This window comes from Paraburkholderia sp. EB58 (genome assembly GCF_050436665.1).
GTDB lineage: Bacteria > Pseudomonadota > Gammaproteobacteria > Burkholderiales > Burkholderiaceae > Paraburkholderia.
On the sequence record NZ_JBNDMQ010000046.1, the window covers coordinates 1 to 26,890 of the forward strand.

Genomic DNA, 26,890 nt, shown 5'->3' on the forward strand with positions numbered 1-26,890 from the left:
CCGGCGCCTTGATCGGCCGCCATCGCAAGGGTCTGTTGTTTCATGCGCATCTAACGATTGAAGGCTCAGTGGCGTTGACCTTTTTCAGCGTAGCCCTAAATGCAAGGCCCTGGCAGGTGGGTGTATGCCCACACCTCCACGGTGAACCTCAGTGGCGTTGTATGTGTTCCTCACTTGCATGAATACTCTCGAATCGACCCAATCGAATTCGCCGGCGCCCTTTGTGCCTCCTGTTGAGGAGCTGAGCGACGCGCAGTGGGAACGTATTGTTCCGTTGCTGCCCGAACTGAATCAGGGCGTCGTTCGCCGAGGGCGCCCCTGCGTCAATCTGCGTGGTGTGGTCAACAGCGTCCTGTGGGTATTGCGCACAGGCAAGGCTTGGAACGCCATGCCGGCCAACTATCCGCCCTATCAGACCTCGCACCGGTATTACCTGCGATGGCGCGACGCGGGCGTGCTATCGGACATCGCGTTCGAGCTGTTTCGCACCGATGCGGTGTTGACCGAGTACGTTTCGCGCAAGCGCGATGCGCATGAAACGCAAGAAAGTCGCGAAGGCAAAGCCGCTTGAGCGTAAAACCCTGGCTAGATCTGTTCCTGGCCAAATGCGCAGAGGCGCTCAAGGTCGATCACCTGGATCTGGTTGTACGCGAGCCGCAGAATCCCCTGTTTTTCCAGGCTCTGCAATGCCTGATTGATCCGCTGGCGTGAGACGCCCGCGAGCAGCCCCACCTCTTCCTGTGAGATCGCAAGTGTGCGCCCCGTGTCGGGGTAGAAATCCGGATTGAACAGTTGTTCAAGCGACTGGGCGACCCGCGCGTCGACGTCGAGCAAACGGCTATTCCGGATCGTGGCGATAAACTCGCCCCTCCGAATCGGCCAGGGCGCCGCAATACAGGAGTCTGTCATTTGAACGACAGACAGCGCACGATGGTAATTGTTAGCCTGTTTGATCATATGATGCAGAAAACGAATGGGAGCCCGCGAGCTCCCGAGGAGACGATTCGATGACGCATATGTTCGACGAAGGCTTGGGCCGCCGTGAGGCCAACTATGTTCCGCTCACGCCGATCGATTTCATTGCACGGGCAGCCGAAGTCTACGGCGACCGCCTGGCGGTCGTCCACGGCGCGATTCGCCGCACGTGGAGCGAGACTTACGAGCGGACCCGGCGCCTTGCCAGCGCTCTGCAACGGGCCGGCATAGGACTCGGCGATACGGTCGCGGTGCTGCTACCCAACATTCCTCCGATGATTGAGGCCCATTTCGGCGTGCCGATGGCGGGCGCTGTGCTGAACACGCTCAATACGCGGCTCGATATTGCTTCGATCCTGTTCATGTTGCGGCACGGAGAAGCCAAAGCGCTGATCGTCGATACCGAGTTTGCCGAACTGGCGCATCGCGCTTCGCTGGAGTTTCCCGATCTGCTGATCGTGAGCTTCAACGACGTGATGCCTGCGGATCCACTCAAGTTTCCCCGCGCCACAGACTACGAAGCCTTTCTGCAAGGTGGCGACCCGCAATTTGCGTGGCAACCGCCCGCCGACGAATGGGATGCGATTGCGCTGAACTATACGTCTGGCACGACTGGCGATCCGAAGGGGGTGGTCTATCACCACCGCGGCGCCTACCTGAATGCCGTGAGCAATGTCCTCGAATGGGACATGCCGAAGCATGCGGTCTATTTGTGGACGCTACCGCTGTTCCATTGCAATGGCTGGTGTTTTCCATGGACGGTGGCAGCGCGGGCCGGCGTCAACGTCTGCTTGCGCAAGTTCGACGCGAAAACTGTGTTCGATCTGATTCGGGTCGAAGGCATCACTCACTACTGCGGTGCGCCGATCGTCCAGAGCGCATTGGCCAACGCGCCTGAGGAATGGCGCGCGGGTATTGGGCATCGCGTCGCCACGATGGTGGCCGGTGCAGCGCCTGCGCCCGCAGTGATAGCCAGGATGAAGGAGATCGGTTTCGATCTGACGCACGTGTATGGTCTAACGGAGGTCTACGGACCGGCATCGGTCTGCGCCAAACAGGAACATTGGGAAAGCGTGAGCGATGATGAACACGCACGGCTCAACGCCCGTCAGGGCGTGCGCTATCACCTGCAGGCGGCCGTCACTGTGCTGGACCCGAACACGCTCGAGCCCGTGCCGAACGACGGCGAGACTCTTGGCGAAATCATGTTCCGCGGCAATATCTGCATGAAGGGTTATCTGAAGAACGAGCGTGCCACTGACGATGCCTTCAGGGGCGGCTGGTTTCATACGGGTGATCTGGGTGTGCTGATGTCCGATGGCTACGTTCGCATTCGCGATCGCAGCAAGGACATCATCATTTCAGGTGGGGAAAACATCTCGAGCATCGAGATCGAAGACACGCTGTACCGGCACCCGGCCGTTTCGGTGGCCGCCGTCGTGGCAATGCCGGATCCAAAATGGGGCGAAGTGCCGTGTGCGTTCGTCGAGCTCAAGGAAGGGGCCTACGTCACTGCCGACGAGATCATCGCGCATTGCCGTCTGTTTCTGGCGAGTTTCAAGCTGCCCAAAGCGGTTCGCTTCGGAGAGCTACCTAAAACGTCAACCGGGAAAATCCAGAAATTCGAATTGCGCGCTCGCGTGAAATCCGGCAGTGCCATCGACCTGGCCGCTGAAAGCGGAAGCCCGCCTCAAGGCAAACCTTGAGGCAGAGGTAGCGTTGCTGCGAGCGGCATCTCACGCCGTATGGGACGAGGATTCCGCTGCTATCAGGCGAATTTAACCGCGGCTGTCGACCCAGTTGCGCGCCCAACGGCACGAGTGCTGCAGCGCCTGTTCTTCGTTGTTGAAGTAGTCGAGCGAATAGAACTGGTAGCGCGTTTCCGCAGGCGTATTGCCGGCGCGCTCGAGCAGCAGGTTAGAAGAAAACGAACCGTCAGGCAGACGATGTGCCGATGGTTGGACGGCATAGCCGTTGTAATGATGAATGTGTTTGTTTTGCATTTTAATTTTAAATATTCGTACGCGTGCACGGCGATCAGGACAAGCCAGTTCGAGCCGAAGCGAATGCGTATCGTGAGAGGCGTTAAAGCCGGTCAAGCCAGGGGAGTATGAGGGGGCAAGCGAGGCGTTTGGCGCAAAGTTGCTTGAAGCGATTGCACCAACTGTGGGAGAACAAACTCCGCGAGGATGTCGCTGCAGCCCGGTACCCGTTTTCGGATACCGGACCCGTCAAACTTTACAGCGGCTTGATGTTAGCCGCTTGCAGACCCTTGGGGCCTTGCTTCGTTTCGAAGCTCACCTTCTGGTTTTCAGCCAGCGTCTTGAAGCCGTCGCCGCTGATTTCCGAGAAGTGAGCGAACAGGTCGTCGCCGCCCTTGTCCGGTGTAATGAAGCCAAAGCCTTTGCTGTCGTTGAACCACTTAACGGTACCGGTATCCATGAAGAACCCTTGAGGTAGAAAAAAGTAAAAAATCGCTCCTGGTGGAGCACGTGAAGCGTCAAGGAGGGAGAGGACAACGAATACCGCTGACAGAGCGAGCAATTGATGAACAGCAATCGAACTTCTTGAACTTCGAGGGTCACAATAGCTGGACGAGGCCATTGCCGTCAAGGAATATCTTGTAAAGTTTTGGTTAGGTTGCGCGTGATGCAGCAGGAAACGGTCAGGCCCCCATAGGAAAACGGAGCGCTGCAAATTCCCTGTCTGCCATGCCAGGCATGGTGTTAGGGAATCGCAGCGAAGCCTGTGGGATCGGTTTTGTGCTGCGGGCTATAGGCCGACGCGGTGTGCCGCAAAGATCAGTCTGAGGCCCAGCGCGGTGATAGCGCTGGCTGCCATGCGGTCGACCCACGTCTTTGCCCGCAGATACAGTTCGCGCGGCCGCTTGCTGGAGAAACAGAGGGCGACGATGGTGTACCAACCGGCTTCGATCACGAAGATAGCCGGCGGCAGTGCGAAATAACACCACAGCGGCGGATGCTGCGGCAGTAATGCGGCAAAGATACTGCCGTAATAGATAGCGGTTTTCGGATTGCTCAGTTGTGTGCTCAAACCGATCCAGAAAGATTTACGCGGATTGCCGCTTGTATTGGCCGCTCCCTGATTGAATGCGAGCGGTGTTTTTGCACTGCGCCAGATTTTCGACGCCAGATAGATCAGGTATAGCCCGCCCGCTACTTTGAGGCTCACGTACAGCCAGGTGACGGCGGCGAGCAGGGTGTACAGACCCAGTAGCGCGACGCCGCTGAAGAGTACGCCGCCGATTCCCATGCCAAGGGCCGTGGCCAATCCATCGCGACGCGACAGGCCGATTGAATTGCGCGCGACGATGACGAAACTCGGTCCCGGACTCATCGCGCCGATCAGCAGCGCGGTGAGGATGGTGGCGACGGCGGTAGACGGAGACATGGCTGCTTTCCTTTGAAGGTGCGCGAGAGAAAGTGCAGAACCATAAAATAGCACGCTGGTCCCCACTTATCGAAGGCTCGAATCGCCTTTTTGCTGTGCGCGGCGGAAAAAATGGATGCTAAAATTCGCTTATAGACGCTAAAGCGGCCCTTGAGGGTAGAGGGCCAGACGGGCGACGATTCGAGCCGCTTGCCGAACGGATTTCCTGATCAATAGATGATTTGTCGGGCATCGTTTCCGGGGGCGCATCTGCGCGCAGAACGGCAAGGTAAGGTCGAACGGCGTTCGGCCTACTCGAATCACGTATAGGCTTCGCGTTTATTAGCGAAGCCTTTTATTTTTCAAAACGCGCGCAATTACCACCGCGACATCGGTACGTTATGAAAGAGCGACAAGAACAACGCACGTTCGACTTCGACGGGAACGCGCGTGAGCGCCTCATCGTGTGGATACATCGCCGTATGGAGGAGTACGGCATTACGCTTGAGGCATTGGCCGAAGCGATCGAAGCGGATGTCGCTGCGACCAGGGCCGTCATGTACCGGGATGCCTACGGCAATACATGGGACGGCCACGGTGAGAAGCCAGACTGGCTCGCGCGGGCGATTTACGCTGGTCAGAATATCGACCATTTCCGCTGTTAAAGCGCTGGTGAGCTTTACTGAGGTCCGCTGGTCTGGCGGGCGGCTAATGAGCGCTGGTCTATAGCGCGTCGCCTCCACGCTGCAAAGATCCGGACACCTCCGTCCGGGCATACGCTTTGTCATCCCCAGACAAGCTATCGATATGAACAACGCTTCGTTGGCACACCTATAACGGGTGGCTACGATGGTCGGTCATCCGCTACGAGCGCATCTAGGCGCGCGTCCTTTTCGATGACTGCTCCCATCCTGACCGTTGCCGCCGTTTCCAAACGCTTTGGCCCGACCGTTGCGCTCGATCGCGTCGATCTTTCGATTCGTGCGGGCGAGGTTGTCGCGCTGATGGGCGCGAACGGCGCGGGCAAGTCGACCCTCGTGAAGATTCTCAGCGGCGTTTATCGTCCCGACAGCGGCGATCTTTTGCTGCGCGGGCAACCGTTCCGCCCGGCTTCACCCCACGACGCCAAACAGTTGGGCATCGCGACCGTTCATCAATCGATTGCGGATGCAGTGGTGCCGACCCTTTCGATTGCGGACAACCTGTTGCTCGACCGCTTGTGCGATCCGGCGTCTCCGTGGCGTGTGCCTCCTGCGGTTCGCCGTCAGGCGGCGGCGCCGTTGGCCGCGCGCGTGGGGCTCGATGTCGATCTGGCGGCACCGCTCGCGTCGCTGTCGCTCGCCGCGCAGCAGCTCGTGACGTTGGCGCGTGCGCTGGCGACGCGGCCTGCATTGCTGATTCTCGACGAACCCACTGCCAGTTTGTCGGCACCCGAGGCCGAACGTCTCTTTGGATTGATCGATCGGTTGCGCGCCGAGGGCGTGGCGATCTTGCTTGTATCGCACCGGCTCGGCGATCTGCGACGCGTCGCCGAGCGCGTGACGATTGTGCGCGACGGCCGCATCGTCGCCGATCTGCCTGCGCCGATCGATTTCGATGCCGCAGTCGAAACGATGATCGGGCGTCCACTGCGCAGCCAGGCCGTAGTGAATGTAACGACGGCCGCAGCCGTAATATCCGTGCCGTTCTTCAGCGTGCGCGATCTGCAGTTGACGCCCGGCAGCATCCCGTTCGATCTCGACGTGCAGCGCGGTGAAATTGTCGCCATTGCCGGCCCGGTTGGCGGTGGCAAGTCGCGCTTTGCGCGTGCAATTTTCGGCGCGGGGCGAGCCACGGCTGGGGCGATGACGTTGGATGGCCAACCTTGGCGCCCTCGCTCGCCCGCCGATGCAATCCGCGCCGGCGTCTTCCTCGCCGGAGAGGACCGTTGGCGAACCTCGTTGTTTCCGGACAGTGTGCCGTTCGCATCGATTGCTGGCACGCTCAGTTTTCCGTTTCTGTCGCGCTGGTTCAAGTACGGTGGACTCAGGCGTGCGCGCGAGCAGCGTGCCGCGCTTGACGCGATCGAACGCTTCGGCATTCGTTGTACCGGACCGGACGATCGTCTCAACCGGCTGTCAGGCGGCAATCAGCAGAAGGTCGTGTTGGCACGCTGGCACACGCAGCCTGCGCGCTTGCTGTTGCTAGATGAACCGTTTCAGGGTGTCGATGCAGGCGCGCGTGCCGATATCGTCGACACGCTGCGGCGCCATGCGCAGGAGCGCGCCACCCTCGTCTTCGTCAGCGATCTCGAAGAGGCATTCGAGATTGCGGATCGTGTCGTCCGCTTCGACCGCGCGACGCTCGATCGCGTTTCCCATTCCGATTTCACTTCCCACGCTCGCTCATGAAAACCAGTACTTCGATTCCACCCGAGGGCGTCTCTGAGGCCGCTCCGACCAAACATGAACCAGTTGTTCGACGTGGAAGGTTGCAAGGACTGCGCGGTCATCTCGAACGGACCGGCATGCTGCTCGTGCTCGCGTTGCTCGTCATCGTATTTGCCATCAACCAGCCCGCGTTTCTGAATATCGACAACCTCTTCAGCATCTTGCAGGCGGTGTCGATTGTCGCGTTACTTGGTATTGGCGTGACAGTGACGCTCGCCGCTGGCGGCTTCGATCTTTCAGTGGGCAGTGTGGCGGCATCGGCGCAAATGGCGGCGAGCTATGTGTTGATCGTCTGGCATGGCAATGCGTTCGAAGCGGTGGTGGCATGCCTTGCACTTGGTATCGTAGCGGGTCTATTCAATGGATTCCTGATTACCCGTCTGCGTGTTCCGGACCAACTGGCCACGCTCGGCACGCTGTTTCTTCTCGCGGGCCTGCAGCTGATTCCGACCGGCGGCCGTTCGCTCGCAACCGGGACGATCTTGCCCGACGGCACTGAAACAACCGGTATCTTTCCCGATGCGTTTCTCGCACTCGGACGTTTACGGCTGTTCGATGTCGTGCCGTTGCCCGTGGTCGTGCTGGCGGTGCTGACTGTCGTAGCGTGCATCGTAATGGAAACGACGCGTTGGGGCCGGGTCATCTACGCGATCGGTGGCAACGAAACCGCGGCACGCCTCGCCGGTGCGCCCACCGCGCGATATAGGATTGCTGCGTATGTCGCGTCGGGTGCGATCGCGTCGCTCGGCGGCGTGCTGATTGCTGCGCGTGTTGGACGGGGCGACGTCAGTGCGGGCCATTCGATGCTGCTCGATGCGGTGGCGGCTGCGCTGGTCGGCTACGCGGTATGGGGCGCCAAGCGGCCGAACGTGTTCGGCACAGTCGTCGGTGCGGTATTCGTCGGCGTGTTGCTCAATGGTTTGACGATGCTCAACGCGCCGTACTACATGCAGGATTTCATCAAGGGTGTACTGCTGGTGGGCGCCTTAGCGTTCACTTTCAGCGTGGGGCGTAGCGCCGAAAATCACGCGTAGCGGCCGCGCCGTTGCGCAAAACTGACGGCCAGCACGGCGAAGATCAGAGCGCCGGTCGCGACCTGCTGCCAATAGAAATTCCAGCCGATCAACAACAGGCCGTTTGCGACGAGGCTCAGCAGCAGTACGCCAAGCAGCGTGCCGACGACGCCAGGACGGCGCGTCGGCGACAGCGTCGTACCGATGAAGGTCGCACCGATCGCATTGAGCAGATAACCGTTGCCGGCCTGCGGTACGTAGGCTTTGACGGTCGACGACAGCAGCAAGCCAGCGACACCATAAATCAGCGCACTCGCGATAAATGCCGCCGCCGTGATGGCTGCCACCGGCAAGCCTGAATAACGCGCCACACCGGGTTGCGCGCCGAGCGCGGTAAGCTGCCTGCCCAAAGTGGAATGCGCGAGCGTGACATGCACCACAAGAGCCAGAACGGCTACGATCCATAACGGCACCGGCAAACCAGCGAGCGTGCCGTGCGCCAGCTCGCTAAAAAGCGGTGGCAACGCGATATTCAGCAGATACACCGGTTGACCGCCGTCGGTGGCGAGTTGCTGGGCCGTCTGACCGATGAATAGTGTGCCCAGCGTGGCAAGAAACGGTGCGATACCGAACCACCCGGTCAGCACGCCGTTGAATCCGCCAACAAGCAACGCCGCCGCGAGACCGCCGAGCGCCGCGGGCACTACGCCAAGGTGATGCGCGCTTAGCACAACGAACGCTAGACTGGCCACATCGATGGAAACGCCGAGCGAAAGATCAATTGCGCCCAGTGAGAGCGCGAGCGTCATGCCAAGCGAAGCGATCGCCAGTAGCGCGAAATTGTTTAGCAGTACGTCAGCAAGATTGTCTACACGCGCGAAACCCGGCGCGAACAACGCAAAGAACACAATCACCGCAATCAATGCACCGACCAGCGCGAAGCGCTGCAAGCGTCCTATCTGTTCAGTCATGAGCATGATTCCCGGCATGGCGGCGCACGAGCGCGGTAGTGGCAACGACGAACAGGATCAATGCACCCTCTACACCGTTGACCCAATAGCTCGACACGTTATCGAGCTGAAAACCGTTGCTGATGACGCCGATGAAGAGGACAGCGAGTAATGTGCCGGGGATGGTGGGCACGAGCCGCCGTGAGAATACGACGCCGAGCAGCGCTGCGGCCACGGTAGCGAGAAGATTCTCTCCCGCACCAGGCGAACTGCCGCTGAGTAGTGCAGTGGAGGCCAACGCTGCTAACGCTGCGGCAATCCCGCTCAATACGTAGCTTGCGGCGATGTAGCTGTTCGTCCGTATGCCGGCGGCCCGCGCTGCATCCCGGTGGGCGCCGGTTGCACGCAGCCGCAGCCCGAACGGTGTGTAGTGAACCAGGGCGGTGAACAATAAGGCGACGACAAGCAGCGCGTACGCAAGATGCGGCACGCCGAATGCGCCGTTATCGAGCAGAAAGCTGAGCAGGACACCGCTCGCAGGGACCGATGTGTTCTGCGTCAGTACGAGTTCGAACCCGGCGCACAGATTCATCGTGGTCAGTGTGGCAAGCAGTGGAAAGATACGCAGCGCGATGACGGCAAATGCATTGAGCGCGCCGACTGCGGCGCCTGCTGCAAGTGTCAATAGCAGGGCGGTGCCTGGTGCTGCGCCGTCGCGTTGCGCCACGGCATAAACCGCCGCACACAGTCCAAGATTGGCGGCAACCGAAAGATCGAGCCCCCCTCTAAGCGGATCTGCGCCACCGCCGATGAGTACAAACGTTAAACCGAAGCCGAGAATCCCGACGACCGCCGATTGCTGTAACACGTTGGCGAGATTTGCGACCGTGAAAAACAGGGGCGAACTCACCGCGAAACCGATAAATACCACCGCGAACGCGAGCGCCGCGCCGCTTCTCAACCACCATTGCGCGCCGAAGAGCCGCTCGGGCAGTTCGAATTTGCCATCATGTGGTGAGGCATCCAGTACTTTGCTCACGCTGCGATCTCCTGATGCGCTGTCTCACTGTGCGGTCCGCGCGCGCCGGTGGCCCATGCGAGCACGTCCTGGCTATCCGCTTCACGCGAGACGAGTTCGCGCACGATGCGGCCGCGCGCCATGACGAGCACGCGGTCGGTGACGCCGAGCAGTTCGATCAGGTCGCTGGAGAACAGCAGAACGCCGGCGCCATCGCGGGCGAGCCGGTCGAGTAGGCGATAAATCTCGGTCTTTGCACCGACGTCGACGCCGACCGTCGGCTCGTCGAGCAGATAGAGCGAGGACGTGCGGCTCAACCACTTGGCGAGCGCCACCTTCTGCTGGTTGCCGCCGGAGAGATGCCGTACGGGCGTTTCCGTGCTGGACGTGCGCACCGCCAGTTCTTCGATCAGGTGTTGCGCAGTATTGGTTTCACGGCGCTGCGCCAGCAGCCCGAAGCGGCTGAAACGAGCGAGGCTCGCGAGCGTGGTGTTCTCGCGCACGGATAGCGCCGGTGCAACGCCGTGTGCGCGCCGATCCTCAGGCACGAAGGCGATGTGCTGGCGCACGGCATCTTGCGGGCGACGCAGGCGCACCGCCTTGCCGTCGATTTCGATCTCGCCCTGCGCGCCACGTTCGAGGCCGAACAGGCTGCGCACTACGGGCTTGCCGCCGGAGCCGAGCAAGCCGGTGATGCCGACGATCTCGCCGCGTCGCACGTCGAACGATACGTCTTCGAAGCGGCCTGGCGCGCTCAGATTGCACACGGTCAGAACGACGTCTCCGGGCGTGCGCGCCGCCGAAGCCGATGCCTTGGCTTCCGTCTGCGCACCGATCATCGCCGTGACGAGCGCTTCGGTCGACGTCGTGCGCGCGTCGACGTGGGTGACGTCCACGCCGTCGCGCAGCACGGTGACGCCATCGCAGATTGCCGCGACCTCGTTCAGATAGTGCGACACGTACAGGATCGTGAGACCGCGTTGCCGCAGACGGTCGATGGTCTGCAGCAGACGGTCCACTTCGCGGCTGACGAGCGCGGCCGTGGGTTCGTCGAATACGAGAATGCGGGGCTCGCGGATCAGTTCGCGGGTGATCTGCACGATCTGCTGTTCGGCGACGCTCAGATCGCCGATGAGCCGGTTCGGCGTGATATCGACGCCAAAGTGGCTATGCAACGCATCACGGGCGTCGCGCTGCATGCGTCGCACGTCGAGCAGCCTGATGCCGCGCGCCACCCTTGGGCCGATGGTTTTTTCGTCGCCGAGGCAGAGCGCTTCGGCCACCGTGAAAGTGGGCGGCAGCAAACGTTCCTGGTGAACGAACCCAATCCCCGACGCGCTGCTGTGGGCTGACGCTGCGTATGCCTGCGCGATACCGTCGACGGCGATCGTGCCTGAATCAGCCGTGTGGATGCCGGCGAGAATCTTGATCAGCGTCGACTTGCCCGCGCCGTTTTGCCCGATCAGGCCGTGAACCGTGCCGCGCGGCACCTTCAGCGAGGCACCGCGCAGCGCAGGCACGCCATCGAAATGTTTGACGACGTCACGCAGTTCAAGCGCGGCAGGGCGGGCGTCGGTGGTCATTTTGCAGCGAGCTGACCGAGAGTCTGCTGGATCGCGCTGGCGTTGTCCTTGGTGACCAGAATCGACGGCACATACGTGTACGGTGCCAACGCATGATCACCGGCGAGATATCGCGCGACGTTATCAACTGCGGTTTTACCGATCAAAGCGGGCTGCTGCGCGACCACAGCCGCAGCGCTCGATTTGGGATCCTTCACGAGTGTGACGACGTCAGGGCTGCCGTCGACTGCGTAGGTCTTGATTTCGTCACGATGCGCAGCGTCCACGGCCTGGGTGGCGCCGACCTGCGGCACGTCCCAGGCAGACCAGATCGCGGCAACCTGCCCCTTCGGATACTTCTGGAGCAACTGGCTCACCTGCGCATACGCGCTTTGCACCGTATTCGGAATCACATCGCGCAGCTCAGGCTGGATGATGTGTACCTTCGGGTAGTACTTGAGCACCGCCTTGAGCTGGTCATAGCGGATCGCGCACACCGGCACGCCGTAGAAACCGTTGAAGACGAGGATGTTGCCTTCGCCGTGGATATCGTTGACGAGCTTCAGCGCGAGCTGCTCGCCGATGAAGAAATTATCCGAGGTGGTGTCGTTGATGCTCGATGGCGAAGCGGTATCGATTGTAAACAACGGGATGTTAGCCTGGCGGATTTTCTGCAACCACGGCTCCAGCACCGTTGCAGTACCCAATTGCTCGACGATGGCATCCGGCTTCTGCGCGATCAGCGTCTGGATTTGCGCGATCTGACGGTTGTCATTGCGTCCCGCATCGAGTGCGATGGGTGTGCCGCCGAGGCGCTTCACCTCGTCAATCGCGCCCTGGTAAGCCTTCAGATCCCAGTAGTGATCGGTGCCCGCGGCCGTGATGCCGATGCGTTTGCCTTTCAGCGATGGCACATTGTCGCTGGTGGCGGTTGCATCCGCTGCGGGCGTCGCGCCCTGGGCGTGAGCTTGAGTAGCAGTACCGCCGGCCATGCTGAATACGGTCGCGGCCAGCAACGAAGAGAGGGTGGTGTGCAAGCGTGTCATGGTGTCCGAATCAAAGAGGCAGGAAGGTCCATCTTGCGACGACTCTAATCAACAACCGGCTGCGCATGAAACCATCAAATAGGACTATGGTTATTAGGCGCGGGGCGAAGTGCTTATGCCTTATTTATTGGAATTTTGTTTGCCATCCGAAGGAATATCTATTTCTTAATCGTTCAGTTTGCGTGCGTCGTACCCGCTGATAGATTGTGCGAACAGTCACTCAAGCGGAGATTCGTATGGCCGAGCTTTACGAAGCGACCTCATCGCATACAGGCGATGCAGGTCAACACGCGGTGCGCGTCATTCAGGACGAAGCCCAGGCCATTGTCGTGGCGCATGAGCTGGCGGCTCGTCTGGCACAAGGCGCGCCGGAGCGCGACCGCGAGCGCCGTTTGCCGCACGAAGAGATCGAATGGTTCTCGCAGTCCGGGTTGTGGGCGATTACCGTGCCGAAGGCCTACGGCGGCGCCGGTGTCTCCTTCGTCACGCTCACTGAAGTGGTCAAGATCATCGCGGCGGCCGATCCGTCGTTGGGGCAGTTGCCGCAAAACCACTTCGGCCTGGTCGATGTAATTTCACTGACAGGCACTGAGGAGCAGAAGCGCTACTTCTTCGCTCAGATATTGAGCGGCAAGCGCTTCGGCAATGGCTTCTCCGAGAAAGGCACGAAGCACGTGCTCGATCTGAAGACGCGCGTGCGGCGTGACGGCGACGACTATGTGGTCGACGGTACCAAGTTCTATTCGACCGGTGCGTTGTTTGCACATTTCGTGCCGGTGCTGGGTCTCGACGAGGAACGCAAGGGCTGGCTCGCTTATATACCGAAGGGCACACCGGGCCTGAATGTGATCGACGACTGGTCGGGCTTCGGCCAGCGGACCACGGCAAGCGGAACCGTGGTGCTCGAATCGGTGCGCGTGCCGGCTTCGTATGTATTCCCTGCGCATCGCGTTTCCGATTTCCCGACGCTGAATGGTCCGATCTCGCAGATTATCCAGGCGGCAATCGACGCCGGGATCGCGCAGGCGGCGTTGGCCGATACGCTGACGTTCGTGCGCACGCGGTCGCGGCCGTGGATTGACAGTAGCGTCCAGCGAGCGAGCGACGACCCGCTGACCGTGCGCGAGGTCGGTCACCTGCATATCCAGTTGCACGCTGCGGAGGCGCTCCTCGAACGTGCCGCGCGGACGCTTGATGTGATCGCCGCAAAGGGCGAAACGACCGAGGATGATGTTGCTTTGGCGTCTGTGGCAGTGGGCGAGGCCAAAGTTTTGACCACTGAAATCGCTTTGCTGGCGAGCGAGAAACTCTTCGAACTGGCGGGCACGCAGGCGACGCTTGGCGAGCATAACCTCGACCGGCATTGGCGCAATGCGCGCACGCATACGCTGCATGATCCGGTGCGTTGGAAATATCACCTCGTCGGCAACTACTATCTGAACGGCGTCAAACCCGCCCGTCATCCGTGGAATTGACGCTATGAATGCTTTGGCAGAATCCGTAGCGCCTTATGCACGTCACGTGCCGCAGGCCGCGCGTATCGAGAACGATCAGCAGGCGCTCGACGTTGCGCATGCAGTGGCGCACACGCTCGCCGAGGGTGCCTCACAGCGCGATCGTGAGCGTCGCTTGCCGTATGCCGAGATCGGCATTTATTCGGCGAGCGGTCTGTGGGGCATTGCCGTGCCGCGCGAGTTTGGTGGGGCCGACGTTTCATACGCCACGCTTGCAGAAGTGACCGCAATCATCTCTGAAGCAGATCCCGCAATCGGGCAGATTCCACAGAATCACTTCTACATGCTCGACGTGCTGCGCGTCAATGGCACGCGCGACCAGCAGGCGTTCTATTTCGAACGTGCGCTGGCGGGTGAACGGTTTGGCAACGCGCTTTCCGAGCGCGGCACGAAAACGGTAGCCGATTACCGAACCGCACTCACACCGGATGGCGACGGATTTCGCATCAACGGCACCAAGTTTTACTCGACCGGCGCCCTGTTTGCGCAGTGGATTCCCATTGTCGCCAAGGCGGCCGACGACGTCTTGTATGTGGCCTTCGCGAGCGCGCAGACACCCGGTTTATCCGTGGTGGACGACTGGTCTGGGTTCGGACAACGTACTACCGGAAGCGGCACGACCACGCTCGACAACATCTACGTCGAGGCGTCCGCGGTCGTCCCGTACAGCACTGCATTCGATGCGCGGCCCACGACAGTCGGACCGATCGGCCAGCTGATTCATGCCGCAGTCGACCTCGGTATCGCACGCGCAGCCGTTGCCGATGCGCGACGTTTCGTGCGCGAACGCTCACGTCCGTGGATCGACAGCGGGGTTGAACGAGCCAGCGACGATCCGCTGACGCTTGAATTGTTCGGCAAGCTCACGCTGCAGTTGCACGCAGCCGAGGCGCTAGTCGAACGTGCGGGTCGCCGCGTGGATGCGGCGGTCAAGGAGTCGACGGCCCAGACCATCGCGACGGCCTCGATTGCTGTGGCCGAGGCGCGTGCCGCGACAACTGAGATCGCGCTGCAGGCCTCGACGCGCCTGATTGAGTTGGCCGGTACCCAGGCGACGCTTGCCGAGCACAACCTCGACCGTCACTGGCGCAATGCACGCACCCATACGCTGCACGATCCGGTGCGCTGGAAGTACATCGCGGTCGGGAACTACTACCTGAACGACGTGTTGCCGCCGCGTCACGGCGCGCTGTAACGCACCGGCGTTGGGCTTTATCTGTATCACCTAACTGGATCCGATTATGGCCAGACAGATCCGTCTAAACGCGTTCGATATGAACTGCGTCGGACACCAGGCGCCAGGGTTGTGGGCGCATCCGCGCGACACCTCCTGGCGCTACAAGCACCTCGATTACTGGACCGACCTCGCGAAGTTGCTCGAACGCGGTAAATTCGACGGCCTGTTCATCGCCGATGTGCTCGGCATCTATGACGTCTTCAACGGCAACGGAGAGGCCGCGATTCGTCAGGCCGCGCAGGTGCCGGTCAACGATCCGATCCTGCTCGTATCGGCGATGGCCAACGTGACCGAGCATTTGGGCTTTGGCGTGACGTGCTCGTTGTCGTACGAGCATCCGTATCCGTTCGCACGACGCATGTCGACGCTCGATCACCTGACCAACGGGCGCATTGGTTGGAACATTGTGACGTCGTATCTGGACAGCGCGGCTCGCAATGTCGGCTTACCGAGCCAGGCGAATCACGACGAACGCTATGCATTGGCTGAAGAGTATCTCGACGTCTGCTACAAGCTGTGGGAGTCGTCGTGGGAAGACGATGCCGTGGTGCGCGATGCGACGCGACAGGTGTTCACGGAGCCTTCCAAGGTGCATCCGATCGAACACCACGGACAATACTTCGATGTACCAGGTATTCACTTGTGCGAGCCGTCGCCGCAACGTACGCCGGTGCTGTATCAAGCCGGCGCATCGAAGCGCGGCAAGGATTTTGCCGCGCAGCACGCCGAGTGCATTTTCATCGCGGCGCCGTCGCGCAAGATTCTGAAGGAGTTCGTCGCCGACATTCGTGCCCGCGTGAAGTCGTTCGGCCGCGATCCGCACGACGTGCTGATCTTCAATCTGCATACGGTGATTACGGGCAGGACCTCGGCTGAGGCACACGCCAAGCATGGGGACTATCGGCGCTATGCAAGCGACGAAGGTGCGCTCGCGTTAATGTCGGGCTGGACTGGTATCGACCTGTCGAAGTATGACCTTGACGAACCGCTGCGTCACGTGGAGAGCAACGCGGTGCAATCCGCTGTGGAGGCACTGTCGAGCGCAGATCCGACGCGGGTATGGACCGTAAGGGAGATCGCGAAATGGGGTGGCATAGGTGGTCTTGGGCCTTTGTCGGTAGGTAGTCCGCAGGAAATTGCCGATGAGTTGCAGTCGTGGGTCGAAGAGACCGACGTCGACGGCTTCAATCTTGCCTACGCGCTGACGCATGAGACGTTTAGCGACTTTGTCGAGCTTGTCGTACCTGAATTGCAACGCCGTGGCGTCTACAAGACTGAGTATGCGAACGGTTCGCTGCGGGAAAAGCTGCACGGCGGCGGCCCGCGTCTGGTAGATCCCCATCCGGGCGCATGGTATCGCGCCGTCCGCCACGCGGCGCATGCCGACTAATGTTTTGAATTCGCTTAGAAAGTTTAAAAAAGCCATTTAAATATTGCGCTGAGGAGTCCTCATGAAATCGCTGTTCGATCGTAAATCCGCTGTACGTCGCGCGTTTGGCGCACTAGCACTCCTTTCTGCAACCCTACTGCTGGGTCAGACGACACAGGCCGAGCCGCTCAAAGGCGCGCCTGCACCGTTCAACAAGGGCGGCGTGAAAATCGCGTTGGTCAATTACCTGTCGACCGGGGATTTCTTCCAGGCCTATGAGGCAGGCGCGCAAAAGCAGGCGAAGGCGCTCGGCGTCGATCTGCGCATTTACGAAGGACGGCAGGACGCCGCCGAGCAGCGCGAGCAGATCCAGCAGGCAATCAGCCTGGGCGTGTCGGCGATCATCGTCAATCATGGCCTGCCGGAATCGCTGAAGGACGTGGTGCAGCGCGCGCTCGGCAAGGGCATCAAGGTGGTGGCTTTCGACGTCAATCTGAACAATCCAAAGGTGCCTCAGATCGAGCAGAGCGATCATGATCTGGCCACTTTGTTGCTGAACCAGGCCGTGAAGGATAACGGCGACGCATTCGCCGCGGGGTATGTGTACGTGGCCGGTTTCGCGCCGCTCGATCGTCGTGACGAAGTGTGGCGCGACTTCAAGACCGCCCATCCTCAGGTACAGGAGAAAGCGCGCTGGGGCACGGTGGACAACCCGATCGCGCAATCGGTGGCGAATCAGGCCGCCGCTGCATACCGTGCGCATCCGGATATCCGCGTGGTATTCGCACCTTATGACGAATTCGCACGTGGCGCGACGCTCGCGGCGAACGAGGCGAACCTGAGCTCGAAGATCCGTATTTACAGTGCGGACATTTCGACCGCGGACATCGAAGCGATTCGCGCGCCGAACAGCGCGTGGGTTGCAACAGCCGCGACCAATCCGGCAGTGGTGGGCGCGGTGTCGGTACGGGCAGCTGCATTGGAGGTAGCGGGTGTGGACCCGGGCCATCAGATCGTGGTGAAGCCGACCTTGATCACGCGTGACGATCTCGTGAAGATCGACATCAAGACGATTGCTGAACTGGAAGCTAAATTCCCGGCCTTCCGCTCGAGCGACGCAGCGAATGCGGCCTGGATACCGGCTACGGAGTGAATTTGCGCTGGAGTTGAGTCCGGCATTGGCAGGATCAGTATCTTGAGCGACAATCGCGGCGATCTGTCGACACCTGTCGCGAGGAGCTTGCCATGTCGGTACTAGTACTGGGGTTGGTGATTTTTCTGGGCGCACATTCGGTGCGAATTTTCGCCGAGTCGTGGCGTACGCGGCAGATTGCCCGGCTGGGGAAGAAGGGCTGGAAGGGTGCGTATTCCGTAGTGTCTGCTGTGGGGTTGGTGCTGCTTATCTGGGGTTACGGGATTGCACGGCGCGATCCTGTCGTGCTGTGGGCGCCGCCGGTTTGGGCGCCGCATCTTGCTGCGCTGCTGACGCTCATCGCTTTTATTCTCTTTCTTGCTGCTTACATTCCCGGTAATCACTTTAAGGATTGGGTTAAGCATCCGATGGCCTTGAGCGCGGCTTTATGGGCGTTTGCGCATCTACTGGCCAATGGGACTTTGAACGCTGTTGTCCTCTTTGCGGCTTTTCTGATTTGGGGTGTGCTGGCGTATCTCGCTGCGCGGCGGCGGGATGCGGCTTTAGGGGTGGTTTATCCGGCGGGGACGGTGGCTAGGGATGGGATAGCGGTGGTGGGTGGGGCGGTGGCCTGGGTTGTGTTTGCTTTCTGGTTGCATGGGTGGTGGATTGGGGTGAGGCCGTTGGGGTGAGTGTCAAGCGGACCCATGGGCGTTTTCACGCTGGAATAGCCGCCCGCGATACCTGCGGTCACTGGTTGGACTTTGCCTGCTGCACCCGCTCGACTCGCATACGGCCTGGCGGCTCAAAATAGGTTCCGAACCGCACAAGCCCGGCCTTCTTCAAGTGACAGGTCATCTCGTAGCTCACCAGGACCCCGGGGCCAGCATTGTCGATGTAGTCGACGTCGATTGCCCGGATACGTGGCTCATACGCCAGCAGCGTGGTTTCCATCTGCTGCTTGAGCAGATGCGCCGAAGCCGGTAGAGCCTTGTAGATGTTCGTGAGGTCTGGCAATCCGTAATCGGGCAGGTGCTTGAGCGCTCCGGCTCGCGTATTGAGGATGCGGCGGATGTTCTGCTGGACGCTCATTATCTCAAGCGTGTTATCGTCGTAGGCGTCGAGCGGCTCACCACCGATGTGCCCCAGCAGCATGTCGTACAGGGAAGGACCGGGTGGCATCGCGCGCTCCTTCAGGTACCGATGCCGGCTGCAACCGAATCGTCGATTGAAGCCTCGGCCGAAGCAGGCGCATCGCTGCGATCGATAAAGTCGATCACGAGATTGTCGTCCTGCGACATCGACCAACGGATTTCAACCGGCAGCAAGCCTTTGGCCATCCGCGCCAGTAATTCGCGCGACACGGCCGGCAGAATACGCTGGTTGATGAACGCGTCGACGTTGCGTGCGCCGGATTCGCGAGCGAGACAAAGTTGCGCCAGCGAACCGGCCAACGCATCATCGCAAGTAAGCGCGACGTCGTACTGACGGTGCAGACGTTCGGCGATTTTGGTGACCTTCAGCCGTACGATCGACGCGAGCGCGACAGCATCGAGCGGCCGGTACACCAGCGTCTGGAAGCGGGCAAGCAGTGCCGGCTGGAAGTGCGCGACGAGCTGAGGATGAATCGCGTCGAGCAGTGCGCCCCGTGAGATGAAAGGGTTCTCTATCGTCGCTTCGTCGATCTGTGCACTGCCGAGATTGGACGTCATCAGGATAACGCAGTTGCGGAAGTGGATTTCCCGTCCTTCGCCATCGCGCATCATGCCGCGATCGAATACCTGATAGAACATGTCGAGCACGTCGCGGTGTGCCTTCTCAACTTCATCGAGCAGCACGACGCTATACGGCCGTTGACGCACCGCCTCCGTCAGCATCCCGCCGCGGCCATAACCGACGTAGCCCGGCGGCGATCCCTTGAGCTGCGAAACCGAGTGTGATTCCTGGTACCGAGTCGTGCCAGCCGGCCACCAGGGCGAACACGTCGAAACCTACTCGGTGGACGCGATCGAATCGTTCGACCACGACAGCGCGGAGCGCTACGAGTACGTGCCGTTTTCTACGTTCCGGCACCGTGGCGGCATGCTACGGCACGAAGCACCTGAACGGTATTTCCATACCCGGGTGCGCCCGGGTGTCACGGGCCTGCACGACACGTGGGTCATCCTGGGCGGCCATGCGTGGGAGGCGATGGAGGATCTGCCGGAGGAAAGCCTGTCGCTGCGCGTGACGGGCACGAACGGCATGCTGCCGAGAAAGGGACTGCGCGAAGCGAGCATCAACGAACTGGGCGCGAGCACACCGAACGTTTCGGGCGTGCGCAATCTGTCGGCACCGACGCTGCCGCTCTATCCGCCGACGGGCGACAGGTTCCAGTGGCGGGTGCTGTCACACCTTGCGCCGAACTTCCTGTCGATGATGGACGCCGAAGTGCTGCGTGGTGCACTGGCGCTCTACGACTGGAGCGACGACGAGGTAAACCGTCGACGGCTTGCGGGCATCCTGCATGTGTCAGAGGAGTTACTCGAGGAGGTATCCGGTGGTTCGGTCGAGCGGGGCGTGCTGATCTAAGTGACGCTCGATTCCCACGCGTTTGCTGGCGAAGGCGACGTGATGCTGTTTGGTGAACTGCTGCACCGGTTCTTCGCGCTATACGCAGAAATCAACCTGTTCACGAAGCTCGCGATTGTGAGCCTGCCATCCCAGCAACGTACCGAATGGCCGCGCAGCAAGGCGTTGCGTTCCCCCCTATGAAACCACGTGCCCAAAGGAAGTCCCCGCGCCCCGCAAGAAGTGGCCTTGGGCCATGGGAAGACCTGCCGAATCTTGAACCACTCGTCGCCTCGTTGCTTACACGCGCGCCGACGATGGGCTTCATGCAGTTGTGCCAGTTGCTCGAAGTGAGCGTACCGGATCGTCCCGGCTTCGGTGAGCGTGACACGCATGAACATGAGCCGGTGCGATTCCGTCCGCGACCGCGCGTGGGATTTCCCGCTGGTGAAGTCGCATCCGTCGAATTTGACGAAGAACGCCCCCACGCGACGCCGACGGTACGCACGACGTTCATGGGCCTGTACGGCGTGGATGCCGCGATGCCTTCGCACACGATCGATGACATCGTGCTACGCGAGGAGGGACATGAAGCGGTTGAAGCGTTCCTCGACCAGTTCAATCACCGCGTCGTGACGCTGTTGTATCGCGCATGGAAGAAGTACCGCTATCCGATAGGTTTCCGGCCGGGCGGTACCGACGGACATTCGCGCAAGCTGCTGAGTCTCGCCGGTTTCGGCTGGGGTGAGAAGCCGGCGCGAGCGGGGCTGCCAGATTCGCGAGTCCTCGCGCTGCTGGGGTTGCTGATCCAGCGCACGCGCACGCCCGAAGGTCTTGCTGGTGTTGTCGCGCTGGCGGTGCCGGGCGTCGAGGTGCGCGTCGACGAGTTTTACCCGACCCTGAAGGGCGCGGGCAAGCCACAGCCGCTGACTTCGACCGGCAGCGCCAGCCGTGCGCCAAAGGAGGGCAAACGCCGCGGCCTCGGTGGCGGCTATGTGCTGAGGAGTCGCCTCGAGTATCGCAGTCGCGCTGCTCGCGTGACGTTACGGCCGGCGAGCGCCGAACAGGCCCACGGCCTGTTGCCTGGCGCATGGTTGCACCGTGAGCTGATGGCATTTATCCGCCTGTACGTCGGTACGAAGGCAGACGTGCTCCTGCGTATGGAAGCGTCGTCGAAGCTTATGCCTGCGCCCAGGATCGGCTCAACGTTGCCGGCATCAGCCGCGCCGGCTGGACCGGCACCGCGCCTGTCGTGGACGACTGTGCTGCCCTCAGACGACGAGCGCCTCATCACGATCCCGCTCGGCTCCTACGAAGTATTTCCTGCGCCGGGACCTAACCCGTTCCTCGCGCCGCTTGCCTGATTCTGGAGTCTCCATGTCTATCCGTTTAACAGCCATTATTCTTGCATCCGGCCCGCTGCTGTCCGCCTGCGGTGCCTGGCAGGCCGTGTCCGACACGACCTCGAGTGCATATCACGCAGTCTTCTTCAAACAGGTCAAGGTGCTCAACGTCGATCTGACGGCCCGGGCGTCTGTCAATCCCGACGAGGCGCAACGGTCGACGTCGGTCGCGGTGCGTGTGTACCAGCTCAAGGACCGCAAGCTTTTCGATGGCGCGTCGTATGACGATCTGCTGAAGAACGACAAGACTGTGCTTGCGCAGGACTTGCAGGGGAGTATTGCGATCGTCGTGAACCCTGGTGCCTCCGCAAGCCTGTCGCAACCGATGCAGGCCGGCACGGAATACGTGGCCGTTGTCGCGTTCTACCGCGACCCGGACTCGAACGGCGCCTGGCGTCGCGTTATTCCGAAGAAAAAACTCTCGGCCGATGTGCCGCTCAAACTGGAGCTTCTCGCGAACAAACTAGCTAGTCCCGGCGACACACCGGGCGTGAGGGTGGATTAATGACACGCACTTATCGCACGCTGGGCAACGCCGCTGACAACAGACGCTGAAGGCCAACGCCCCGAGCGCGCGAACCAAATGCGCGTTATGAAACGAAAAAAAGCCCGCACACAGCGGGCCCAAAAGTACTCGGAGTTTCGCAATCAATTCAAATCGCGAGCGGCAATCCTATCGTGCGAATGTGAAAGCGCCGTGAAAGCTCACAAATCAAAGAACACGGTTTCCTGTTCACCCTGCATACGGATATCAAACCGATAAACCGTCTTAGTAGTCCCCGGCTCACGCCGCGCAATCAACGTAGCCCTTCGCTCCACCGGCACCAAACCCAGCACCGGATCACTCTCATTCGCAGCAGCCTCATCATCGAAGTAAATCCTTGTGAACGTATGCAGCAGCATCCCGCGCATCGTCACGATCACATTCAGATGCGGCGCTTCATCCGCGGAAGGCCGCCCAGGCTTAACCGTCTCGACAATAAACCGCTTCTGCGGATCGGTCCCGGTACCAACTCGCGCAAACCCACGAAACCCGCTAGCTTCAACTTCCGCCCGCGAAGCCGGATAGCGCCCCTGGCTATCCACCTGCGACACCTCGAGCATCGCATCGCCAATCACATTGCCGTCGCCATCGAACACCTGACCGACGATCGAAATATGCTCGCCCGCCGCTTCATAATCCGCAACCGCCGGAGTAAACAGGCTCTTCAAATCAAAGTTGTACTGCTCAGGACACAGCCCATACGCGAAGTATGGTCCAACCGTTTGCGAAGGCGTTTGTTTGAGTGCGGTCATGGCTTAGCGCTCCATCGGAGTTTCGTTCGGGCCGCGCAGCACGATGTCGAAATCGTAGCCGAGCGCGTAGGCTTCCTGGGTCGTATCCAGCGTGAAACGCGACACGAGGCGCTCGCGCGCATTCTCGGGCGTGCCCTGGAAGATAGGATCGAAAGCCAGCAGCGGATCGCCAGGGAAATACATCTGCGTCACCAGTCGCGACCCAAAGTGATCGCCGAACAGCGAAAAGTGGATGTGATTTGGACGCCATGCATTCGGGTGATTGCCCCACGGATAAGCGCCCGGCTTGATCGTCAGAAAACGATAGCGCCCTTCGTTATCGGTCAAGCAACGACCAGCACCGAGAAAGTTCGGATCCAGCGGCGCATCGTGCTGGTCGGCCTTATGAACATAGCGGCCAGCCGCGTTGGCTTGCCAGATTTCAACCAACGTATTGCGCACCGGGCGGCCGCCCTCGTCGAGCACGCGGCCCGTCACGATGATGCGCTCGCCCAGCGGCTCGCCATTGCGTGCGGCATTGCGCGTCAGGTCGTTATCGAGCGCGCCAAGGTCTTCGGCGCCATACACCGGCACACGCTGGTCACGCAGCTTTTCCTTCAGCGGAATCAGCGGACGCGTCGGGCCGCGCTTCACGGACGAACCGTAGCCGGGATAAACGTAAGCGGGATGCGACTCGAAGTCGCGCGGAGTAAGAATGGACTCGTCCATGCGGTGTCTCCTTGGATGAATATTGGAATAGCAGGGGATGTGAGGACTTTAGCCAATCCAAGAAGTTATGAAAAATGACGTTTTCTCGCCTTTCGTATAACATCTCGTTATGCAACGAAGTCTCGCGGATAGCCGCGTCAAATTCCGTCATCTCCAGTGTTTTCTGGCCGTCGCGCAGTTCGGCGGAGTCCAGAAGGCGGCGGAGAGCCTGTCCATTACGCAGCCGGCGGTCTCCAAGACAGTCGCCGAACTGGAGGCTATTCTCGGCGTCAAGCTGTTCGAGCGGGGCCGCCACGGTGCGGTGACCACGCGCGAAGGGCAACTCTTCATGCCGCATGCAAGCGCCTGTGTGAGCGCGCTGCGGCAAGGCGTCGATCTGCTGGCGCGGGCTGAAGGCGCGGCCTCGGCCACGCTGGAGATCGGCGTTCTGCCCACCGTCGCGAGCGCGTTGGTTCCGCCGGTGCTCAAGATGTTTGCCGCCCAGTGGCCGCGAGTAATTGTGCGTCTCGCAACGGGTGCAAACTCGGAATTGCTCGAGCGCCTGAAGGCGGGGAGCATTGAATTCGCCGTGGGGCGTCTGGCCGACCCGGAGCGCATGGTCGGACTCAGCTTCGAGCAGCTATTCAACGAGCCGCTGATCGCCGTGGTGCGCGCCGGGCACCCGCTTGCGGCGAGCGCAGGGCTGCCAGCCGCGTTGCTCGAAGGATTTACGGTGGTCGTGCCGCCGTTCGGCACCCTGATTCGTCAATCTGCGGATAGTTTGCTGGCGGCGTGGGGTGTGCCGCCGCTCTCCGCCTTTGTCGAAATGCTTTCGGTATCGACCGGGCGGGCACTGGCGCTCGAAAATGACGCAGTCTGGTTCGTGCCGCGAAGTGCAGTCGAATACGAGTTGGCACACGGCATGCTGGTACGTCTGCCTCTGCCGTTCGCGGGCACCGGCGAGCCGGTCGGCCTGATCCGGCGTTCCGATACGCAGCCGTCGCCGGTGGGATTTGCCTTGATCGACGCGCTGCGCACCGTCGCGCGGCAACGCATGGCGGCCACCGCTGTGGCCGCCGCGCCGGCGAAGACACAGAAGCGCCGCCGCAAACCCTTTGAGGCGATTCCGCGCAACGTTTTCAAAGACCGCGCACGAAAGTGAACCATCTAGTACAAAATGCGGTTGCGGGCTGCCCCGTCCCCGGTGTACAAACACGGTCAGAAAGCTGTAGCCAGTTCACGCATCGCGGATGCATTCACAGGGCGCCGCGACGTTGCGCAATTGCGATGACCCGCATACAACCTCAGGAAGAGCGTCGGAACGTATGATAAAGGAGCAATCAGCTGATACCTAGGTGTTGCCCAGAAGTATCTATAATTGTTTGCCATGAGCAAAATTTATCGGATCAACGACTTTGCCAGCGCATCGGCCGCGCGACCAGTACGGTGCGCCGCTGGGAGCGCGAGGGCAAGCTGACTGCGAAGCGCCTGACCGTAGTGTACTGCCACGTCAGTCGCGCGGGCCAGCGTGAGGACCTGGCTGCTCAGGTTGAAGCGATGGAGCAATATTGTCGCGCTGGCGCTATCGCCGTTGATGAATGGATTCAGCAAATCGGCGGCGGCACGAACTTCAGGCGCAAGCGCTTCCTCACGCTGATCGAGCGCATCCAGCGCGGCGAGATCGAGCGGCTTTTGATCGCTCATAAGGATCGCCTCGTTCGCTTTGGTTTCGACCTGCTGGACGATCTTTCTCGTGAGCACGGCTGCGAGATCGTCGTGGTCAATCAGGAGTCGCTGTCGCCGCAGCAGGAAATGGCAGAGGACCTGCTCGCTATCGTGCATACGTTCTCGTGCCGCCTGTATGGGCTGCGCAAGTACAGGAAACAGATCAGGGAAGACTTCCCCGGAAGCAGGGAGCCGAAGGAAATTCTGCAATGACAACCGTTACCCGCACTCTTTACGCAACGCCGTCCTCGCTGCCTGCGCTTCGCGCGGTCTGCGACGTGATGGCGTTCGTGCGCGCAGACCTCTGGCGTCGCTATGGCGCGCTGGGGAACGTCGGCAAGAGTGCGGCTGACATTCGCAAGGAAGTGACGGCCAGCGGCTGGTATGCAGGTCTCGCGGTGGATGGTACGATCCGCGCGGAGACCACGAAGGATGCCGTCAACGACATTCTGACGTACAAGGCCGCTGCCTGCGCGAAGGTGCGGCAGGCCATCGCGAAGCGGACCTCGAAGCGGCTCTATACACTGCTGAAAAGTGACAGGTGGCTCGAAGACCGGTATCTGCACCGGATGATGCGCAAGCACTTCCGCCACGGCGTATCCCATTGCGACAACCAGTTCATTGTGCGCTCAGACAAGCACGAGAGCCGCATCGTGGACGGTTGCCTGGTCGTCAAGGTCTCCATCGCATCGAAGTACGGCGAGCCGCTCATGCTCACGACAAACAGCAGCGGAAAGAATGTGGACCTCGCGGGCTGCAACTTGCGCGTGATCCTGAAGGGCGATGCCGTTGAGATTCGTTATGCGACTGAAAAGGCTGAAGGTCGCCCGTGCGGGGCTGCTGAGATCGGCGTTGATAAAGGCTATACCGAGGCATTCACAGACTCTGACGGCAAGCGTCACGGCGAGAATTTCGGTGCCGTGCTGAGCGCGTACAGCGATCAGGTCTCAAAGACCGGGAAGGCGCGCAACCGGCTGCACGCGCTCGAGAAGAAGCATCGCGCGGCTGGCCGCATTGCCAAGGCTGATCACATCAGGGCGAACAACCTCGGGCGCGTGAAGCTTGACGCGCGCCGGGAGCGCACGCAGAAGAAGTTGCGGACCATCGCCTATCAGTCGTCACACACGATCGTGGACAAGGCCGCAGTGGTCGGCTCAGAAGACCCGAGCTCGCCAGTCAGGGGCAAGGTTCAATGGCGGAAATACAACCGCCGCATGAGCGCATGGGCCAAGGGTGTTCTGGCTCAGGCGCTTGATGAAGTATGCACGCAGCGTAGAGCGACGCATATCGTCGTGAACGCCGCCTACACGTCGCAAATGGACTCGTTCACGGGCTTGCTGCATGGCAGGCGCGAGGGCGACAAGTTTTACCGTATCAACGGGGACGTTCTTCAGGCGGACGCCAATGCTGCGCGGAACGTGCGGAACAGAATTCATGACCAGGAAATCACCCGGTATATGCCTCACTTTCAGGTGAAGCAGATTCTGCTCGCGCGCTCATCCGGCGCAACTGAGCGTCATGAGGCTTCAGTTGGACGGCGCAAGCCGCGTCAACGAAGTGCAGATAAATCCATTGCTCAACTCTGAGTAGCTTT

The 26,890-nt window shown here is 60.7% G+C and carries 23 protein-coding genes and 5 pseudogenes; 16 read left to right on the forward strand and 12 right to left on the reverse strand.

Going from position 1 to position 26,890, the window contains the following annotated elements; translation table 11 throughout:
- Positions 1-178: 178 nt before the first annotated feature.
- Entirely contained in the window at positions 179-571 is a 393-nt protein-coding gene (locus P3T40_RS39125) for a transposase (RefSeq protein ID WP_429273054.1), read from the forward strand.
- Positions 572-585: 14 nt separating this feature from the next.
- Here the strand turns inward: P3T40_RS39125 and P3T40_RS39130 are convergent.
- Positions 586-873: pseudogene (locus P3T40_RS39130) on the reverse strand (helix-turn-helix domain-containing protein); the annotation flags it as partial.
- A 134-nt stretch (positions 874-1,007) separates the two neighbouring features.
- Here P3T40_RS39130 and P3T40_RS39135 point away from each other — a divergent pair.
- Positions 1,008-2,681, forward strand: a complete 1,674-nt coding sequence (locus tag P3T40_RS39135) for an acyl-CoA synthetase (RefSeq protein WP_429273055.1) — start codon at positions 1,008-1,010, stop codon at positions 2,679-2,681.
- 72 nt (positions 2,682-2,753) lie between these two features.
- Here the strand turns inward: P3T40_RS39135 and P3T40_RS39140 are convergent, their stop codons facing one another.
- The 3 genes from P3T40_RS39140 to P3T40_RS39150 form a co-directional block, all read right to left on the reverse strand.
- Positions 2,754-2,978, reverse strand: coding sequence for a hypothetical protein (locus P3T40_RS39140; protein WP_429273056.1), 225 nt, complete (start codon positions 2,976-2,978; stop codon positions 2,754-2,756).
- A 235-nt stretch (positions 2,979-3,213) separates the two neighbouring features.
- Positions 3,214-3,417, reverse strand: coding sequence for a cold-shock protein (locus P3T40_RS39145; protein ID WP_012428559.1), 204 nt, complete (start codon positions 3,415-3,417; stop codon positions 3,214-3,216).
- A gap of 330 nt (positions 3,418-3,747) precedes the next feature.
- Positions 3,748-4,386, reverse strand: coding sequence for a LysE family translocator (locus P3T40_RS39150; protein WP_429273057.1), 639 nt, complete (start codon positions 4,384-4,386; stop codon positions 3,748-3,750).
- 380 nt (positions 4,387-4,766) lie between these two features.
- On the opposite strand from P3T40_RS39150, the gene P3T40_RS39155 reads away from it, so the two are divergent.
- The 3 genes from P3T40_RS39155 to P3T40_RS39165 all read left to right on the forward strand — a co-directional run bounded on the left by P3T40_RS39155 (position 4,767) and on the right by P3T40_RS39165 (position 7,828).
- A complete protein-coding gene (locus P3T40_RS39155) occupies positions 4,767-5,030 on the forward strand; it encodes an H-NS family nucleoid-associated regulatory protein (RefSeq protein WP_429273058.1) in 264 nt (87 codons plus the stop codon).
- 231 nt (positions 5,031-5,261) lie between these two features.
- Positions 5,262-6,755 carry a sugar ABC transporter ATP-binding protein gene (locus P3T40_RS39160; protein ID WP_429273059.1) on the forward strand — a complete coding sequence of 498 codons (1,494 nt, stop codon included), beginning with the start codon at positions 5,262-5,264 and terminating at the stop codon, positions 6,753-6,755.
- Positions 6,752-7,828: an ABC transporter permease gene (locus P3T40_RS39165; protein ID WP_429273060.1), complete on the forward strand. Its 1,077-nt coding sequence runs from the start codon at positions 6,752-6,754 to the stop codon at positions 7,826-7,828. The genes P3T40_RS39160 and P3T40_RS39165 overlap by 4 nt, the downstream gene beginning before the upstream one ends.
- On the opposite strand, the gene P3T40_RS39170 is transcribed toward P3T40_RS39165, so the two are convergent.
- The 4 genes from P3T40_RS39170 to P3T40_RS39185 are packed head-to-tail and all read right to left on the reverse strand — an operon-like array spanning position 7,819 to position 12,329.
- Positions 7,819-8,778: an ABC transporter permease gene (locus P3T40_RS39170; protein ID WP_429273061.1), complete on the reverse strand. Its 960-nt coding sequence runs from the start codon at positions 8,776-8,778 to the stop codon at positions 7,819-7,821. The two genes, P3T40_RS39165 and P3T40_RS39170, sit on opposite strands and share 10 nt — an antisense overlap.
- Entirely contained in the window at positions 8,771-9,784 is a 1,014-nt protein-coding gene (locus P3T40_RS39175; RefSeq protein WP_429273094.1) for an ABC transporter permease, read from the reverse strand. Before P3T40_RS39175 ends, P3T40_RS39170 begins: the two co-directional genes overlap by 8 nt.
- 8 nt (positions 9,785-9,792) lie before the next feature.
- Entirely contained in the window at positions 9,793-11,358 is a 1,566-nt protein-coding gene (locus P3T40_RS39180) for a sugar ABC transporter ATP-binding protein (RefSeq protein WP_429273062.1), read from the reverse strand.
- Positions 11,355-12,329 carry a sugar ABC transporter substrate-binding protein gene (locus tag P3T40_RS39185; RefSeq protein ID WP_429273095.1) on the reverse strand — a complete coding sequence of 325 codons (975 nt, stop codon included), beginning with the start codon at positions 12,327-12,329 and terminating at the stop codon, positions 11,355-11,357. The genes P3T40_RS39180 and P3T40_RS39185 overlap by 4 nt, the downstream gene beginning before the upstream one ends.
- A 365-nt stretch (positions 12,330-12,694) precedes the next feature.
- Between P3T40_RS39185 and P3T40_RS39190 the strand changes: the two are divergent.
- From P3T40_RS39190 to P3T40_RS39210, 5 genes and pseudogenes are all read left to right on the forward strand, one after another.
- Positions 12,695-13,858 (forward strand): annotated as a pseudogene (locus P3T40_RS39190) (SfnB family sulfur acquisition oxidoreductase); the annotation flags it as partial.
- A gap of 4 nt (positions 13,859-13,862) precedes the next feature.
- Positions 13,863-15,092 (forward strand): SfnB family sulfur acquisition oxidoreductase, encoded by a 1,230-nt coding sequence (locus tag P3T40_RS39195; protein ID WP_429273063.1) that lies wholly within the window; start codon positions 13,863-13,865, stop codon positions 15,090-15,092.
- Positions 15,093-15,138: 46 nt separating this feature from the next.
- Positions 15,139-16,524 (forward strand): LLM class flavin-dependent oxidoreductase, encoded by a 1,386-nt coding sequence (locus P3T40_RS39200; protein WP_429273064.1) that lies wholly within the window; start codon positions 15,139-15,141, stop codon positions 16,522-16,524.
- A gap of 61 nt (positions 16,525-16,585) precedes the next feature.
- Positions 16,586-17,656, forward strand: a complete 1,071-nt coding sequence (locus P3T40_RS39205) for a substrate-binding domain-containing protein (RefSeq protein WP_429273065.1) — start codon at positions 16,586-16,588, stop codon at positions 17,654-17,656.
- 92 nt (positions 17,657-17,748) lie between these two features.
- Entirely contained in the window at positions 17,749-18,327 is a 579-nt protein-coding gene (locus tag P3T40_RS39210) for an NnrU family protein (protein ID WP_429273066.1), read from the forward strand.
- Between the two features lie 58 nt (positions 18,328-18,385).
- Here P3T40_RS39210 and tssE read toward each other — a convergent pair whose 3' ends face one another.
- Together tssE and P3T40_RS39220 are read right to left on the reverse strand one after the other, a co-directional pair.
- On the reverse strand, positions 18,386-18,817 hold the full coding sequence (tssE, locus tag P3T40_RS39215; protein WP_429273067.1) for a type VI secretion system baseplate subunit TssE: 432 nt from the start codon (positions 18,815-18,817) through the stop codon (positions 18,386-18,388).
- Between the two features lie 11 nt (positions 18,818-18,828).
- Positions 18,829-19,590 (reverse strand): annotated as a pseudogene (locus tag P3T40_RS39220) (AAA family ATPase); the annotation flags it as partial.
- Between P3T40_RS39220 and P3T40_RS39225 the strand changes: the two are divergent.
- From P3T40_RS39225 to tssJ, 3 genes and pseudogenes are all read left to right on the forward strand, one after another.
- Positions 19,583-20,389, forward strand: a pseudogene (locus P3T40_RS39225) (type VI secretion system baseplate subunit TssF); the annotation flags it as partial. The pseudogenes P3T40_RS39220 and P3T40_RS39225 sit on opposite strands and share 8 nt — an antisense overlap.
- Positions 20,386-21,549: a type VI secretion system baseplate subunit TssG gene (gene tssG, locus P3T40_RS39230; RefSeq protein ID WP_429273068.1), complete on the forward strand. Its 1,164-nt coding sequence runs from the start codon at positions 20,386-20,388 to the stop codon at positions 21,547-21,549. The pseudogene P3T40_RS39225 and the gene tssG, both read left to right, overlap by 4 nt.
- A 13-nt stretch (positions 21,550-21,562) precedes the next feature.
- A complete protein-coding gene (gene tssJ / locus P3T40_RS39235) occupies positions 21,563-22,093 on the forward strand; it encodes a type VI secretion system lipoprotein TssJ (protein ID WP_429273069.1) in 531 nt (176 codons plus the stop codon).
- Positions 22,094-22,293: 200 nt separating this feature from the next.
- On the opposite strand, the gene pcaG is transcribed toward tssJ, so the two are convergent.
- Positions 22,294-22,884, reverse strand: a complete 591-nt coding sequence (gene pcaG, locus P3T40_RS39240; protein WP_429273070.1) for a protocatechuate 3,4-dioxygenase subunit alpha — start codon at positions 22,882-22,884, stop codon at positions 22,294-22,296.
- A gap of 3 nt (positions 22,885-22,887) precedes the next feature.
- Complete coding sequence (gene pcaH, locus P3T40_RS39245) at positions 22,888-23,592, reverse strand: protocatechuate 3,4-dioxygenase subunit beta (protein WP_429273071.1); 705 nt, start codon at positions 23,590-23,592, stop codon at positions 22,888-22,890.
- Positions 23,593-23,701: 109 nt separating this feature from the next.
- Between pcaH and pcaQ the strand changes: the two genes are divergently transcribed.
- From pcaQ to P3T40_RS39260, 3 genes and pseudogenes are all read left to right on the forward strand, one after another.
- A complete protein-coding gene (gene pcaQ, locus P3T40_RS39250; protein WP_429273072.1) occupies positions 23,702-24,733 on the forward strand; it encodes a pca operon transcription factor PcaQ in 1,032 nt (343 codons plus the stop codon).
- 225 nt (positions 24,734-24,958) lie between these two features.
- Positions 24,959-25,509: pseudogene (locus P3T40_RS39255) on the forward strand (IS607 family transposase).
- Positions 25,506-26,882, forward strand: coding sequence for a transposase (locus tag P3T40_RS39260; protein ID WP_429273073.1), 1,377 nt, complete (start codon positions 25,506-25,508; stop codon positions 26,880-26,882). The pseudogene P3T40_RS39255 and the gene P3T40_RS39260 overlap by 4 nt, the downstream one beginning before the upstream one ends.
- Positions 26,883-26,890: the final 8 nt, after the last annotated feature.